The sequence below is a fragment of the Enterococcus sp. C76 genome (genome assembly GCF_040886985.1).
GTDB lineage: Bacteria > Bacillota > Bacilli > Lactobacillales > Enterococcaceae > Enterococcus_B > Enterococcus_B lactis.
This window is the reverse complement of sequence record NZ_JBFOEY010000057.1, coordinates 1-363: the sequence shown is the minus strand read 5'-3', so window position 1 is coordinate 363 and position 363 is coordinate 1. Positions and strand designations below refer to the sequence as shown.

The 363-nt window shown below is 38.8% G+C and carries 1 protein-coding gene; it reads right to left on the bottom strand.

All coding sequences use genetic code 11. From position 1 onward, the window contains the following. A partial coding sequence (locus AB3I00_RS14735) for a hypothetical protein (RefSeq protein ID WP_368025630.1) occupies positions 1–363 on the bottom strand: 363 nt, incomplete at both ends.

Genomic DNA, 363 nt, shown 5'->3' with positions numbered 1-363 from the left:
GGCAAACTAGAATCTTCTAAGCTTTCATCGGCGTCTTCAACCTTTTCAATATCTATTGAATCAGTTAAGGACTCTGTGTTCTCATCATCTTGCAATGACGCTAAAACTTCTTCTTCACTTAGCGGAACATATGATTCAAAGAACCCATCCATGACAGGATCACCATACCATTGCGTAGCAGTATAATCTAGAGCTTTATCAACCATGCCACCATTTCCAGAAGAAAAACCGGAAATACCTTCCAAAACTAATTGCGGATTACCAGTATAAGCTCCAGCTGCAACTTCTCCAGCTGCCATTGTTTTTTCTTTGACAGTCTCTTTAGCTTCATTGAATTTTTGTTCAAAATCAGGCATATCTACT